Source organism: Paraburkholderia tropica (assembly GCF_014171495.1).
Taxonomy (GTDB): domain Bacteria; phylum Pseudomonadota; class Gammaproteobacteria; order Burkholderiales; family Burkholderiaceae; genus Paraburkholderia; species Paraburkholderia tropica.
Window position 1 is genome coordinate 1,649,557 of record NZ_CP049135.1, and the last position, 13,323, is coordinate 1,662,879.

The following is a 13,323-nucleotide window of genomic DNA, read 5'->3' on the forward strand; positions in this document are numbered from 1 at the left end:
AGCTAAAGCGAACGGTGCAGCATTGGCCGCCGCTCATTTGCTACAGCGCCCCCGAATTCCCGAAAAGCCCGCTTCTGCCGACGCAAAGCGGGCTTTTTTGCGTTTGCGCGCGCCGCGCGCAGACCTGAAACACGGTTCTGGCTACGGAAAACACGAACATGGACGACAACCTCAACTTCGACACGCTGGCAGTTCGCTCGGGCACGCTGCGCAGCGAGTTCAACGAACATTCGGAAGCGCTCTACCTCACGTCGAGCTTCTGTTTCGGCAGCGCCGCCGAGGCCGCCGAGCGCTTCAAGAACTCGGAAACGGGTTACACCTACGCGCGCTTCACGAACCCGACCGTCACCATGTTCCAGGACCGCCTGGCCGCACTCGAAGGCGGCGAGGCCTGCATGGCCACGGCTTCGGGCATGGCCGCGATCATGTCGGTGGTGATGTCCGCGCTGCAGCAGGGCGATCACATCGTCAGTTCGCAGAGCATTTTCGGCTCGACGCTCGGCATGTTCTCGCAGATCTTCAGCAAGTTCGGCATCACGACCACCTTCGTCGATCCGACCGATCTCGACGCGTGGAAGAACGCCGTGCGTCCCGAAACGAAGATGTTCTTCCTCGAAACGCCGTCGAATCCGCTGACCGAAGTCGCCGACATCACGGCCGTCAGCAAGATCGCGAAGGAAGCGGGCGCGCTGTTCGTCGTCGACAACTGTTTCTGCAGCCCCGCGCTGCAACAGCCGCTCAAGCTCGGCGCCGACGTGGTGATGCACTCGGCCACCAAGTTCCTCGACGGTCAGGGTCGCGTGCTCGGCGGCGCGCTGGTGGGCTCGAAGCAGTTCATCATGGAGAAGGTGTTCCCGTTCGTGCGCAGCGCGGGCCCGACGCTCTCCGCGTTCAACGCGTGGGTGCTGCTCAAGGGCATGGAAACGCTCTCGCTGCGCGTGGAAAAGCAGTCGGCCAACGCGCTCGAAATCGCGCGCTGGCTGGAGGCGCATCCGTCGGTCAAGCGCGTCTACTATCCGGGCCTCGCCTCGCATCCGCAGCATGAACTGGCGATGCGCCAGCAGAAAGCGGGCGGCGCGATCGTCTCGTTCGAAGTGAAGGGCGACACGCCTGAGGAACAGCGTGCGAACGCATGGCGCGTGATCGACAACACCAAGGTGTGCTCGATCACCGGCAATCTCGGCGACACGCGTACGACCATCACGCATCCGGCGACCACCACGCACGGCCGCATCTCGCCGGAAGCGCGCGCGGCGGCGGGCATCACCGAAGGGCTGATCCGTCTGGCCGTGGGCCTCGAAGATCCGCAGGACGTGCGCGGCGATCTCGCGCGCGGCCTCGGGCAGTGAGCGCGTCATGAGCGTCATCCGCGCGTTGTTCGTGTATCCCGTGAAGTCGTGCGGCGCGATCGCGCTCGATCACGCGCAGCTCGAAACGCAGGGCCTCGCGTGGGACCGTCACTGGATGGTCGTCGACGCGAACGGGCGCTTCGTTTCGCAGCGCGAATACGCGTCGATGGCGCGCATCGTGCCGGTGTTCGCGCAGGACGGCGTGCAGCTCTCGATGGACGGCGTGAGCGGCGGCCTGCACTTGCCGTTCGCGCCGCGCGGCGACGAGGCGCGTGTGCAGGCGACGGTCTGGGGCGACACCTTCGAGGCGCTCGACGAAGGCGACGAAGCCGCGCACTGGTTCACGCGCGCGCTCGGCGTGCCGGTGCGGCTCGTGCGTTTCGCGCACGACGTCACGCGTCTCGCGAGCAAGAAGTGGACGCTCGACCAGGACGCGCCCACGCAGTTCGCCGACGGCTTTCCGATTCTCGTGACGAGCGAGTCGTCGCTGGCCGAGCTGAACGCGCGGCTCGCGGCCAAGGGCGCGCCCGTGCTGCCGATGAGCCGCTTTCGTCCGAACATCGTGGTCGACGGCGGCGAGGCGTTCGACGAGGACTTCATCGACACGCTGTCGATCGAAGACGAAGACGGCGGCGAAGCCGTGGTGCTGCGTTTCGTGAAGCCGTGCGCACGCTGCCCGATCACGACGATCGATCAGCTAAGCGGCGAGCGCGATGCGCAATGGCCCGCCGAGCCGCTCGACACCTTGCAGACCTTCCGCGCGGATGCGCGCGTGGACGGCGGTCTCACGTTCGGCCAGAACGCGACGGTGCTGGCGGGCGCGGGCAAACGTCTCGCGGTGGGCGCGCAGGCGCAGTGGGAATATCGCTTCGAGTGACGGGGTTGCCGTGGGTGAAGCGCGCGCGGCTCAATGCGGCAGCGCGCGCCACTGTCCGGGCGCGAGCCCGAAGCGCCGCGTGAACGCGTGCGTGAAGGCGCTCTGATCGCCGAAACCTACTTCGAGCGCGATGTCGGTCAGCGAATGGCGCGGATCGGCGAGCAGCGTGACGGCCGTATCCAGACGCAGCCGTTGCAGATAGCGATGCGGCGTTTCGCCGAATGCCTCGATAAACAACTGATGAAAGCGCCGCATGCCGAAGCCGCAATGCGCGGCCAGATCGGCGATACGCAGCGGCTGCGCGAGATGCGCGCGCAACCAGCGGTCGATGCGCGCGAAGTCGAGGCCTGCGGCGGCGTCGAATGCGCTATTGCCGGCGATGCCGGTTTGCGAGAGCACCGCGGCGCACAGGCGCGCCGACGCGTCCCAGTGAAAGCGCCGCGCGCGCAAGTCGTCGCCGGACGATGACGATCCGGAAACCGAAGACGTATCCAGCGACGCCGACAGATAACTCGCGCCCGCCAGCACCGCGCGCTGCGCGATCTGGCGCACCAGCGCCGCGAGCGCGGGATCGATGCGCACGGCGCGCGCCGTGTCGAACAGACGCTCGGGCACCGCGAGCGAGGCCGCGGGCAAATCGAGCACGAGCTGGCGGTTTTCGCCGATGCCCGCATAGTCGTGCCGCGCGCCGGCCGGAATCAGCCACGCGGAGCACGGGTCGATGCGCTCGCCCACGCCGCCCACCGTCATCTCCATCGAACCGTCGAGACCGAGCACGATCTGGTGAAAGTCGTGCAGATCGGTTTCCTCGATGGCCCCGTACCGGCGCAGCTCGACGCCGGGCGCGGTAACGGGCGAATGATGATGCGGATTCATGGTGGCGAAAACGGTGGGCGCGCGAAGCCGACGCGCTTAGACGTCGAGCAGTTCCACTTCGAACACGAGCGTGGCGTTCGGCGGAATCACGCCGCCCGCGCCGCGCACGCCGTAGCCGAGTTGCGGCGGGATCGTGAGCTTGCGCACGCCGCCGACCTTCATGCCCTGGACGCCTTCGTCCCAGCCCTTGATGACCATGCCGCCGCCCAGCACGAAGGCGAACGGGTCGTTGCGGTCCTTGCTCGAATCGAACTTCTGGCCGTCCGTCAGCCAGCCGGTGTAGTGCACGCTGACGGTCTGGCCGGCGGTGGCTTCTGCGCCGGTGCCTTCGGTCAGGTCCTCGTACTTGAGGCCGGATGCGGTGGTCACGATAGACATGAAAGACTCCTGAATCGGAAAGGGTAAAAACGGTATTGTAGGCGGTTTGCAGGTTGCGCAGAGGGCGCGGGCGATAGCGACGGGCAACGTCGCGAGCCGCGCCGCGAGTCGCGTGGCAAGCCGCACTGCGATCATGCCGCTTCGGGCATGGCGCATGCGCGGCTTCCGGCGCGCCGCTGCCTGCCTATAATGGGGCCTGGCCGTACCGGAAGGGGACGGTCCGCCCGCAGCGGGCGATAGAAGAGGAATCCGATGGCGTCGACTTCACAAACCCGTACTGAACGCACGGCACGTCTGTGCGCCGAAGCCGCGCGCTTCATGCGCGACCACGTGCTCTCGCGTGTGTCGCACGATTTGCGCAGCCCACTGAACGCAATTCATAGCTGGGCCTATGTGCTCGAACGCAAGATCGACACAGCCGACGCCGCCGCGCAGCGCGCGCTGGCGGGCATCCGCACGGGTGTCGAGCAGCAGGTGCATCTGCTCGAAACGCTCGTCGATACGACCCGCGCCGAAACGCGCAAGCTCGCGATCGAACGCGGGCCGTTCGCGCTCGACACGCTCGTCGACGAAGCCGTCAACGACGCGCGCGCTGCGCTCGGCGACGCGCGCGGCGTGAGCTACACGGTGCACGTCGCGGCCGTCGATCCGGCGGCGGCGAGCGTCGAAGCCGACCGCGAACGCCTCGCCCAGTCGCTCTGGCTGATGCTGGTGTTCGCGGCGGAAACCAGCGAGCCGGGCGCGCAGATCGCGCTGAATGTGAGCGCGACGGCCACCTCGGCGCAGTTCGAGGTCAAGTGGACGGCCAGCCCGCAGACGCTTCTCGACGGCGCGCTGCCGCACGTGCTCGAATCCTTCGCGCTCGCGCAGGCGGCCGAGCCGCAGGAGGCCGGGCGCGCCGCGTGGGTGCTCTCGCTGTGCCAGCGCGTGGCCGAGGCGCATGGCGGCCGTTTCGACGCGCAGCCGCTCGTGGCGGGCGAGGCTGCCACGCTCACGCTCAGCGTGTCGGCGACCGGCGGCTGAACGGCGGCTGAACGGCGCGCCGGAATCGAGCAGCCGACACCCGGGCCGCCTGTGCGGCCCGCTTCGCGTCATACGCAACGGCATGTGAGCTGACGCAATCCCACCCGGCGTCGCGCCGATCGAAACGCCCGACTTAGCCTTACAGGCCGCTTGCACCCCTTATACTGATCGCTTCGTTTTCCGGAGCCCTATCTCTTGATGCAGGTTATCGCCCTGATCGGCGCGCTGTTCCTCGTTGCCCTCAACGGTTTCTTCGTCGCGGCCGAATTCGGTCTGGTCAAGCTGCGCGCCACGCGCGTGCAGTCCCTCGCGACGCAACACGGCATGCGCGGACGGCTGCTCGCCAAGGTCCACGGCCAGCTCGACGCCTATCTGTCCGCGTGCCAGCTCGGCATCACGCTCGCCTCGCTCGGCCTCGGCTGGATCGGCGAGCCCGCGTTCGCGCAGCTGCTGGAGCCGGTGTTCGACATCGTCGGCATCCGCTCGCCCGAACTGATTCACGGCATCTCGCTGGTGTTCGCCTTCACGGTGATCTCGTTTCTGCACATCGTGGTGGGCGAGCTGGCGCCGAAGTCGCTCGCCATCCGCCAGGCGGAAAAGATCTCGCTGTGGTGCGCGGCGCCGCTCTATGGCTTCTACTGGACGATGTATCCCGCGATCTGGGCGCTCAATTCGAGCGCGAGCGCCGTGCTGCGCCTCGCGGGCCTGTCGTCGGAACACGGCACCGAAGCGCACTATTCGACCGACGAACTCAAGCTGATCCTGCGCAGCCGCCGCACCGCCGCGCAAGCCGAAGCCGACGCGCACGCGAACGCGAACGGTCAAGCAAGCGGCCACGCGAACGGTCACGCCCAAGGCCGCGAAGCGGCCACGGGGCAAGCCCAGATGCGCTCGCCGCGCCGCTCGCAGGCGTCGCTCGCGCAGGCCGCGAACAACTGGAGCGCCGACGAGTGGAACGCGCTCGCGCATTCGCTCGACTTCTCGCGCCTCACGGTTTCCGACCTCATGCGTCCGACGCACGAAATGGTGGGCCTGCGCCGCGACGTGCCGCTCAAGGACAACATGCAGATCGTGGCGCGCCATCGCTTCAGCCGCTATCCGCTGTTCGAGGACGGCAGCGGCGAAGAAGTCGTCGGCCTGATTCACCTGAAGGATCTGCTGCTCGCGCGCGAGGCCGGCCACGCGCTCGACGACCTCGGCAAGTTCGTGCGCCCCGTGCAGTACGTGAAGCCCGAAACGCCCGCGCTCGCGCTGTTCCGCCGCTTTCGCAAAGGCGCGCCGCATTTCGCGCTGGTGGGCCGCAAGGGCCAGCGGCCGAACGGTTTTCTCACGCTCGACAATCTGCTGGGCGCGCTGGTGGGCCAGATTCACGACGAATTCCATCAGGCCGATACCGACTGGACCCGCATGGACGACGGCACGCTGATGGGCCGCGGCAGCCTGCCGGTGGTGTCGCTCGAACAGGCGCTCGGCATCGATATCGACGAAGGCCGCGCGGAATCAGTGGGCGGCCTCGTGATTCACGCGCTCAACGACTTGCCGACCGAAGGTCAGCGCGTGTCGTTCGATCGCTTCGACATCGTCGTGAAGAAAATGAAGGGACCGCGCATCGTGCTCGTGCGCGTGTATCCGAAGGATCTCGAAGACGAGGGCGGTTGAGCGCATCCTCAAGCGTCCTCGCGCGCGAGATTCGACAGCACGGCGACCGGCAACGCGGCGAGCGCGTCGCGCAGATACAGCAGCGGTTCCTGAGCATCGTGCGTGATCGTGTGACTCGCGTCGCTGAGCCAGTCGTGCAGCGCCGTGGCCGTGCAGGTTTTCGGCAACACCACGGCCGTGTCTTCCCAGCGTTCGGGCGCGACGCGCGGCGTGTCGTCGTCGAGCAGCGCCGCCGCGTGGCGCGTGCCGATCACGACGGCCCACGCATCGCCGTGGCGGCGCGCGAACGCAATCGCATGCGCAGCCTGCGCGCCGCGCACTTCCAGCGGCACATACTCCCCTTCCCGCAGCAATCCCGGCGCGCGAGCGCGCAGCGCGAGCACGCGCCGGATCGTCGCCTGCTTCACGTGCGCGTCGCGCCACTGCGCGAGCTTCGCGGCGGGCGTGTCGTGGTCGAGCGCCGCGGCGCGCCGCGCGTAATCGACGGGTCGCCGATTGTCGGGATCGACGAGACTGAAGTCCCAGAACTCGGTGCCCTGATACAGATCGGGCACGCCCGGCGACGTGAGCCGCAGCACCGTCTGCAAGAGCGTATTCACGGCCCCGGCCGGCGCGACGCGCGCGACGAACGCCGCGAGCGCATGCAGAAAACCTTCGCGACGCTGCGGCGCGAGAATATCGAATAAAAACGCCTGGCAATCCGATTCATAGGCTTCGTCGGGCACGAGCCAGTTGGTGCGCAGCTTCGCTTCGCGCAGCGCTTTCAGCTGCCATTGCGCGACGCGTTCGGCGAGCGCGCGCACGCCCGTTTCGTCGCCGGGATCGAGATCGGGCGGCCAGCAGCCGACCAGCGTCTGATACAGCATCGCTTCCGCCGTGGGGCCGGGCGACCATTGCGCGGGCGGCGCGGCGTCGTTGCGTCGCTGCGGCTGATTGAGCGTCGACCACGCGCGCAAGGTCGCGTTCCATTCCGGCGCGATCTCGCTGAGCACGGCGAGACGCGCGCGCACGTCCTCGCCGCGCTTGTGATCGTGCGTGGCCGTGGCGAGCAGCGCGTAGGGCACGCGGCGCTGACGTTGCTGATTGGCCGCGTGGAAGTCGGCGGCGCTCATCGCGAAGTCGTCGGGATCGGCGCCCACTTCGTTGCGCGAAAGCAGCCGTCCGTAGCGATACAGCGCGGTGTCCTCCGTGGCCTTGGCCGCGAGCGGCGCGCTCAGTTGCGAGAACAGCGCGAGCGCGGTGCGCTGGGCGATCAGCGCATGACTGAGCGGCGCGGGCGCGCTGCTTTGCGCGGCGTTTTTCGGCGAGTTGCGTGCGGCGTTTTTCGCGCCGGACGCATGCTGCTGCGCGTGGCTGTTGGCGCCGCCGGAACCGTTGGGCCGTGCGGGTTTGTTGCCGTTGCCATTCGCGCTATCGGGCGCGCGCGCACCGAGCCACGCGTCGACCTGATCGAGCGCGAGACGGCTCGCGCGCGGCAGCGCCTCGCGCGCCGCCTCCAGCGCCACGTTGAAATAGCGGTTGTCGGTCGCGCCGCGCAAACCGTTGACCGGATAGATGCGATACACCGGGAAATGCATCGCAAGCTGTGCGGCGACGCGATGCACGGTGGCATACGTGAAGTCGCGCGTGCCCGGCTGCTCGCGCGCGATGCGATGCAGCGCGCGTGCCGCGTGATCGAGTTCGGCGGCGAGATACGCGGTGAGGATTTCGCGGCGCGCGTCGAGCGCCACGCGCGCGAACGGCGCGTCGTCGCCCGAGATCGCGGCCCAGCTCTCGGCGAGCGGCGCGGCGCCCGCCGGATCGTGCAGCAGCGCGCCCACGTCGTTCATGAAGTCGTAACCGGTCGTGCCTTGCACGGGCCAGTCTTCGCGCAGCGCCTCGCCGCGCGCGAGAATTTTCTCGACGACGATATACGGCACCGTCGCGCGCAACGACGCGAGCCGCTGGCGCAGCCGCTCGCAATACTCGCGCGGATCGGCGAGCCCGTCGATATGATCGATGCGCAGGCCGTCGATCACGCCGTCCGCATACAGACGGAACACGAGCTTGTGCACGGCTTCGAACACGTCGTGCCGCTCGACGCGCACGCCCGCGAGCGCGGTCACGTCGAAAAAGCGCCGCCAGTTCACTTCGTCGGTGGCGGTGCGCCACCACGCGAGGCGAAAGTGCTGGCGCTCCAGCAGCCGATGCAGCCTGTCGCGCGGGACCGGATCGGCACTTGCATAGGATTCCAGCGCAAATTCGATCGGGTCGGTGCCTTCGCGTTCGACGAACGCGCGCAGCGCATCGCGCGCGGCGCTCGCGCGGGTCTGGTCCTCGGGCTGCGTGGTCAAACCCTGGAACGCGCTCGCGAGCGTGGCGAGATCGGCGCGATCCGCCGATTGCAGGATCGCGGCGTAATCGGTCGGGCAGATCGGGCAGACGTGCGGGCCGTACTGCACGTAAAAGCGCGCGTGGGCCGCGTCGAATTTCAGTTCGATGCGGCCCGCCGCGAGTTCCTCGCCGTACTGCGCGCCGAGAAACGGCATCAGCACCTTGCCGCGCAGCGCGGGGTCGGGCGAATGCCAGTCCACATCGAAATGCCGCGCGTAGGCGCTGTGCCGTCCCCATTCGAGGATGTCGAGCCACCACGCGTTGTGCGCGCCGCCCACGCCCATGTGGTTCGGCACGAAATCGACGATCAGGCCCATGCCGCGCGCGTGCACAGCCTCCGCGAGACGACGCAGCGCCGCTTCGCCGCCGAGTTCCGCGCTGACCGCCTGATAGTCGACCGTGTCGTAGCCGTGCATCGAGCCGGGCTGCGCGGTCGTGACGGGCGACAGGTAGAGATGGCTCACGCCGAGCGCGGCGACATAGTCGAGTTGCGCGAGCGCGTCGTCGAAGGTGAAGCCGTGATGAAGCTGCAGGCGCAGCGTCGCGCGGGGAAGTGTCATGGCGTGGGCGGACCGGAGGGCGTGGCGCTGAGGGTGTCGGTTGAAGCGTTTTGCGATGCGTCTGGCGATGAATCCGCGGATTCATGCGCCGATTCATGCGCGGATACAGGCGCCGTCTCGCGCGCGTGCACGATGGTGCTCACGCGTTGCGCGACGGCGGCGTCGGCGTAAAGCGTATCGACGGGCAAGGGCAAACGCTGACGCCAGTTCGGATGCTCGTCGATCGAGCCCGGCAGATTCGGCTGATCGACGAGACCGAGCAGATCTTCGAGCGGACAGGTGACGAGCGGACTCGCGCTCGCCGCCACGTAGCCGAGCGCGCCGGCGACCGGCAGCGCGTCGAGCGGCGCATCGGACGGCGGCGCGGCGGCCTCGCGCGGCGCGAAACCGGTGTCCTGCAGCGCGTGCCAGAGTGCGTCGCGATCGGCGGCGCGCTGTGCGTGTTCGAGCGCGACGGGATCGCGCCCGTCCGCGCGCGGCAAGGTCTGGCCGATGCGGTTGCGCCAGTCGATATCGGCGCCGCGCCACCAGCCCGCGACGGTCGGCAGATCGTGCGTGGTGGTGGTCGCCACGCCGTGCGGATCGTAGCGCGCGGGCGCGAGAAAGCCGCCGCCGTCGCGCTCGAACCACAGCACGCGAATGCCGTAGAGCGCATGCGACGCGAGCCGTTCGCGCAACCCAGGCGGCACGGTGCCGAGATCCTCGCCGATCACGATCGCGCGATGCCGCCACGATTCGAGCGCGATCAGGCGCACGAGATCGTCGAACGGATAGCGCAGATACGCGCCGTGTTTCGCGCTCTCGCCTTCGGGCACGAGCCACAGGCGGCGCAAGCCGAGAATGTGGTCGATGCGCACGCCGCCCGCATGCGCGAACGCGGCGCGCAGCATGTCGATGAAGGCGCGAAAGCCGGTGTTGTGCATCGCGCGCGGCGAGAACGTCGTGAGTCCCCAGCTTTGTCCGGCCTGATTGAAGATGTCGGGCGGCGCGCCGACCGAGACGCGTTGCAGCATGTCCTGCGGCAGCGACCACGCATGCGAGCCCGCACCGTCGCAACCGACGGCGAGATCGGCGACGAGGCCGATCGACATCCCCGCTTCGCGCGCCTCGCGTTGCGCGCGCGCGAGCCCTTCGGCGGCGAGCCATTGCAGGAAGCGATGAAAGTCCACTTCGCGGCGATGCTCGGTCGCGAAGGTCGCGACCGCCGCGCTGCGCGGATCGCGCAGCGTCTCGGGCCAGTCGCGCCAGTGGCGCAGACCTTCGGGGCCGCTGAGCATCGCGGCTTGCAGCGCCTCGAAGCGCGCGTGATCGTCGAGCGCCTGGCCGCCGCGCGCGCAGAACGCGTCGAACGCGGCGGCGCGCGGCGAGCCGCTGTTGCGCTCGTCGGCGTCGAAACGGTCGAACAGCGCGCGCAACACCTTGAGCTTGAGCGGCTGGGCGCGCGGCCAGTCGATCTGCGGCAGCGCTTCGAGTTCGCGCCACGCGTCCTCCGCGTGCGCGGCGACGATGGCGTCGTGCGCCGCCTGCGCGCCGAACACGGCCGCCGGATCGATATGCGCGACATTGAGCCAGAGCCGCGACGACGGCGCATACGGACTGAAATGCCCCGGCTCGGCGCTGAACATCGCGTGCGTGGGACTGACCGCGACCGCCTGCGCGCCGCGCTGCGCGCTCTGCGTCGCGAGCGTCGCGAGCGCGCTGAAGTCGCCGATGCCGCCATCGCCATGACGGCGCAGTCCATACAGTTGCGCGGCGACGCCCCACAGCGGCGGCACGCGCGCGCCCGCGCCGCGATGCGCGCGCCACGCGTCGCCGACACGCCAGCAATGCGGCGGCGCGACCGCAATCGTCAGGCGATGATCGTTGACCGTGAGCGTGTGATAGCCGGGCTCGGAGAGCGGCGCGAGCAGCGCGGGCTCGCCCTTGGGCATCGTGAAGCGGCCTTCGATATGCTCGCCGTTTTCCAGATCGATCCGATAGTGGCTGCCCGAACGCACCGCCGAGGGCGGCAACTCGATCGCGCTTTCGTACTCGGCGGTGATGAGCGGCGGCAGACGGCGCGTCGATTGCTCGGCGTTCAGCAGCGAGGTGCTGTGGCGCAACTGCGTGGCGTTCGCGCAGGGCAGGCCCGCGCATTCGAGCAAGGCGGCGAGCGTGCTGTCGGGCACGCGCTGCATGACGCCGTGGGCGTCGGACCATTCGACCTCGAAGCCCGCGCGGCGGGCGAGGGCTTCCAGCGTGTCGCTGCGGCGCGCGGTGCTCATGCGTGCGGCTCCTCGCGGCGGACTTCGCGTGCATCGTGATGCAGCGCGTAATCGGGCACGTCGCCGGTCAGCCAGGCCACGCACGCGCGCTCGGGCAGCACGCCGTTGTCGGTGAGATCGCGTGCGCGCGGCGGCGTTTCGAACACGACCATGCCTTCGGGCGCGCGTTCGAGGCGCACGCATTCGTGGCCGAGATTCAGCGCGATCGTGTAGATCTCGCCGTCGTCGAGACGCCAGCGCGCGATCAGCGCCGCGCGGCGCGGCGTGTTGCCGTCGCCGCCGCCGTCATGGCGATCGTCGGCGAGCACGGTGGCGCCGAGCGCGCGCGCGTGACGCAGACGCGGCATCAGCAAACGCGCGCGCACCGCGAGCGCCGACTTGTAGAAGTGCATCCAGTCGAGCCGGTCGCCGTCGAGCGGTGCATTGGGCGATTGCTCGGGCGACTGCGCGGGCGGCGACGAGTTCTCGAACGTGCGCACGTCGTTCGGATCGGGGATCTGCTCGCGGCGCGTGGCGTCGGTGAAGGCGGCAAACGCCTTGAATTCACGCCGACGGCCTTCGCGCACCGCATCCGCGAGATCGTCTTCGAAGGCGGTGAAGAACTGGAACGGTTGCGTCGAGCCGTATTCCTCTTCCATGAACAGCAGCGGAATCTGTGGCGAGAGCAGCAGCAAGGCCGTGGCTGCGCGCAGCGCGTCGTCGTCGTTGGCGAGCGTGCGCAGACGGTCGCCGAACGCACGGTTGCCGATCTGATCGTGGTTCTGCAGGAACATCACGAACGACGTGGGCGACAGATGCGCGCTCGGCTCGCCGCGCGGCCGGCCGTCGTGCACCGGTGAAGGCTCGCCCTGATACGCGAAACCCTCGCCGAGCACGCGCGCGAGCTGCGCGATCGGATGATCGGCGAACGCGCGGTAATAGCCCTCCGATTCGCCGGTGAGCATCACGTGCAGCGTGTGATGCGCGTCGTCGTTCCATTGTGCGGTGAAATGCGATTCCAGCAGATTCGCTTCGTTGTGCTCGTTTTCGAGCACGAGATGGACGTGACGGCCGGGCTCCACGCGCGCGCGCACGTGGTCGGCGAGTTCGCGCAGCCAGTCGGGATTGTCGATGGCGTGCACGGCGTCGAGTCGCAGTCCGTCGAAGCGATATTCGTTGAGCCAGTAGAGCGCGTTGTCGCTGTAGAAGTCGCGCACTTCGGGGCGTTCGAAGTCGAGTGCGTCGCCCCACGGCGTGCGTTTTCCGGCCTTGAAAAAGGGCTTCGCGTACTGGCCGAGCCAGTTTCCGTCCGGGCCGAAGTGGTTGTAGACCACGTCGAGCAGCACCTGCAGGCCGTGACCGTGGGCGGCGTCGATCAGCGCCTTGAGTTCGTCGGGCGTGCCGTAGGCCGCGTGCGGCGCGTAGGGCAGCACGACGTCGTAGCCCCAGCCGCGTTCGCCGGGAAAGTCGTTCAGCGGCATCAGTTCGATGGCGGTGACGCCGAGTTCCGCGAGCGCGGGCAGGCGGTTCATCACGCCCGCGTAGCCGCCCAGCGCGCCCACGTGCAGCTCGTAGAGCACGGTTTCTTCCCACGGACGGCCTTGCCAGTTCGCGTGGCGCCAGGCGAACGCGCGCGCATCGACGACCTGGCTCGGGCCGTGTACGCCTTGCGGCTGAAAGCGCGAAGCGGGGTCGGGCACGAGTTGTTGTCCGTCGATCCGGTAGCGGTACAAGGCGCCCGGCGCGCACGGCGCCTGCGCCTCGAACCAGCCGTTATGCGAGGGCGTCATGTCGAGCGGCGCGCTCGCGGCGGCGCTGCCGTCGGCCGTCTCGAAGACGATCTGCACCGCGCTGCACGACGGCGCCCAGAAGCGAAAGCGCGTGTGCGGTTTGCCCGGCGCGACGCCCGTCAACTGCGCGCCGAACGGCAGGCAATGCGAATAGTGGCGGATGGGCGAATCATGCGAAAGCGGGGACATGGCCGA

The 13,323-nt window shown here is 68.6% G+C and carries 9 protein-coding genes; 4 read left to right on the forward strand and 5 right to left on the reverse strand.

The features are described 5' to 3' along the window. The first annotated feature begins 158 nt into the window (after positions 1-158). The gene (locus G5S35_RS22170; protein WP_183039014.1) at positions 159-1,349 is read left to right on the forward strand and encodes an O-succinylhomoserine sulfhydrylase; all 1,191 of its coding nucleotides are present in this window, start codon (positions 159-161) and stop codon (positions 1,347-1,349) included. 7 nt (positions 1,350-1,356) lie between these two features. Then, complete coding sequence (locus tag G5S35_RS22175) at positions 1,357-2,226, forward strand: MOSC domain-containing protein (protein WP_183039015.1); 870 nt, start codon at positions 1,357-1,359, stop codon at positions 2,224-2,226. 30 nt (positions 2,227-2,256) lie between these two features. Here G5S35_RS22175 and G5S35_RS22180 read toward each other — a convergent pair whose 3' ends face one another. Both G5S35_RS22180 and G5S35_RS22185 read right to left on the reverse strand, forming a co-directional pair. Continuing rightward, entirely contained in the window at positions 2,257-3,102 is an 846-nt protein-coding gene (locus G5S35_RS22180; RefSeq protein WP_110326659.1) for a helix-turn-helix domain-containing protein, read from the reverse strand. A gap of 36 nt (positions 3,103-3,138) precedes the next feature. Next, positions 3,139-3,480 (reverse strand): FKBP-type peptidyl-prolyl cis-trans isomerase, encoded by a 342-nt coding sequence (locus tag G5S35_RS22185; protein WP_065059993.1) that lies wholly within the window; start codon positions 3,478-3,480, stop codon positions 3,139-3,141. A 252-nt stretch (positions 3,481-3,732) separates the two neighbouring features. Here G5S35_RS22185 and G5S35_RS22190 point away from each other — a divergent pair, with 252 nt between their 5' ends. Beyond that, entirely contained in the window at positions 3,733-4,503 is a 771-nt protein-coding gene (locus G5S35_RS22190; RefSeq protein WP_183039016.1) for a sensor histidine kinase, read from the forward strand. 195 nt (positions 4,504-4,698) lie between these two features. Further along, positions 4,699-6,162 carry a hemolysin family protein gene (locus G5S35_RS22195; protein WP_065059991.1) on the forward strand — a complete coding sequence of 488 codons (1,464 nt, stop codon included), beginning with the start codon at positions 4,699-4,701 and terminating at the stop codon, positions 6,160-6,162. An 8-nt stretch (positions 6,163-6,170) separates the two neighbouring features. Here the strand turns inward: G5S35_RS22195 and treY are convergent, their stop codons facing one another. Genes treY through treZ form a run of 3 tightly spaced genes read right to left on the reverse strand, consistent with a single transcriptional unit; the run spans position 6,171 to position 13,317 of the window. Then, positions 6,171-9,095, reverse strand: coding sequence for a malto-oligosyltrehalose synthase (treY, locus tag G5S35_RS22200; RefSeq protein ID WP_183039017.1), 2,925 nt, complete (start codon positions 9,093-9,095; stop codon positions 6,171-6,173). Next, positions 9,092-11,359: a 4-alpha-glucanotransferase gene (gene malQ / locus G5S35_RS22205; RefSeq protein ID WP_183039018.1), complete on the reverse strand. Its 2,268-nt coding sequence runs from the start codon at positions 11,357-11,359 to the stop codon at positions 9,092-9,094. The genes treY and malQ overlap by 4 nt, the downstream gene beginning before the upstream one ends. Beyond that, positions 11,356-13,317 carry a malto-oligosyltrehalose trehalohydrolase gene (gene treZ, locus G5S35_RS22210; RefSeq protein ID WP_183039019.1) on the reverse strand — a complete coding sequence of 654 codons (1,962 nt, stop codon included), beginning with the start codon at positions 13,315-13,317 and terminating at the stop codon, positions 11,356-11,358. Before treZ ends, malQ begins: the two co-directional genes overlap by 4 nt. Between the last annotated feature and the right edge of the window lie 6 nt (positions 13,318-13,323).

What these genes read in the sequence shown, in the direction of transcription:
- G5S35_RS22170 (WP_183039014.1), top strand. Translation starts at nt 159, where the DNA reads ATGGACGACAACCTCAACTTCGACACGCTGGCAGTTCGCTCGGGCACG.
- malQ (WP_183039018.1), bottom strand. Translation starts at nt 11,359, where the DNA reads ATGAGCACCGCGCGCCGCAGCGACACGCTGGAAGCCCTCGCCCGCCGC.
- G5S35_RS22180 (WP_110326659.1), bottom strand. Translation starts at nt 3,102, where the DNA reads ATGAATCCGCATCATCATTCGCCCGTTACCGCGCCCGGCGTCGAGCTG.
- G5S35_RS22190 (WP_183039016.1), top strand. Translation starts at nt 3,733, where the DNA reads ATGGCGTCGACTTCACAAACCCGTACTGAACGCACGGCACGTCTGTGC.
- G5S35_RS22185 (WP_065059993.1), bottom strand. Translation starts at nt 3,480, where the DNA reads ATGTCTATCGTGACCACCGCATCCGGCCTCAAGTACGAGGACCTGACC.
- treZ (WP_183039019.1), bottom strand. Translation starts at nt 13,317, where the DNA reads ATGTCCCCGCTTTCGCATGATTCGCCCATCCGCCACTATTCGCATTGC.
- G5S35_RS22175 (WP_183039015.1), top strand. Translation starts at nt 1,357, where the DNA reads ATGAGCGTCATCCGCGCGTTGTTCGTGTATCCCGTGAAGTCGTGCGGC.
- treY (WP_183039017.1), bottom strand. Translation starts at nt 9,095, where the DNA reads ATGACACTTCCCCGCGCGACGCTGCGCCTGCAGCTTCATCACGGCTTC.